This window comes from Acidobacteriota bacterium, from assembly GCA_003225175.1.
GTDB lineage: Bacteria > Acidobacteriota > Terriglobia > Terriglobales > Acidobacteriaceae > Gp1-AA112.
Genome location: QIBA01000268.1, coordinates 1 through 806, shown reverse-complemented (window position 1 = coordinate 806; position 806 = coordinate 1). Strand labels below are relative to the sequence as shown.

The following is an 806-nucleotide window of genomic DNA, read 5'->3' as shown; positions in this document are numbered from 1 at the left end:
GATGATAAACACGAAGAACTTTCCAACTTATATGATAATCTCTTTGAACGTTTTGAGCTGGCTCAAAAAGGAATTAATGAATTAAATGATTCTAACGAATCCTTACAAAAACAATTGGCATCTCGTCCTGAAATTTCTGATAAGTCTTACAAGAAAATTAAAGCAGAACGAGATAAACTTAGGGGTGAAAAAATGGTTTTAACTCGTCATAATATTAATCTTAAAAGTGAGATAGAAATAAAAGATGAAAAACTCTCCAAATTTTTGAAGGATCACTTTGAGGGATAATTTAGGATAATATTTTTTTCTTTTTTCTGTAATTTTTCTTTCATACTCTTCTTTAATAAAATTTTTTTGTTTTTCTTTGCCGATCATTAAATTTTTCTGGGGCATTCGGTCAGACATTTCTGTCAATCATCCATGTATGACTTGTGTAATTTTCTGACTTTCCTAAATTGATCATCTGCATCCATTGTTTGTTATCACGTTTTGCTGATCATATTGTCATCGTAATTTTGTATCTCCTACGTAAATTATTTTATATTGTCTTTTCACAGTAAATAAGTTAACCTTCATTTTCAGATCGTAATTTTCTCTTTTTCCATTATTTTCATCTGATGAGGATTCGTCTTCTTGTATTCTTCTCCCCTCACTAGAGCGAATACCTATGCAGTTTAAATTCCTTTCTCTACTTTTCGTACTGTATCCGTTTGGATTTTTGTTTCTACACACTCTTGCCATATGTCCATTCTTTTCACGGTTGTAACATTTTATTTCTCCTTTCTCTTCACAATTTGACGAATAAT

1 protein-coding gene is annotated in these 806 nt (G+C 30.5%); it reads right to left on the bottom strand.

Annotated elements, in window-relative coordinates; translation table 11 throughout:
- Window positions 1-198: 198 nt before the first annotated feature.
- A complete protein-coding gene (locus DMG62_25305; protein ID PYY18770.1) occupies window positions 199-414 on the bottom strand; it encodes a hypothetical protein in 216 nt (71 codons plus the stop codon).
- Between the last annotated feature and the right edge of the window lie 392 nt (window positions 415-806).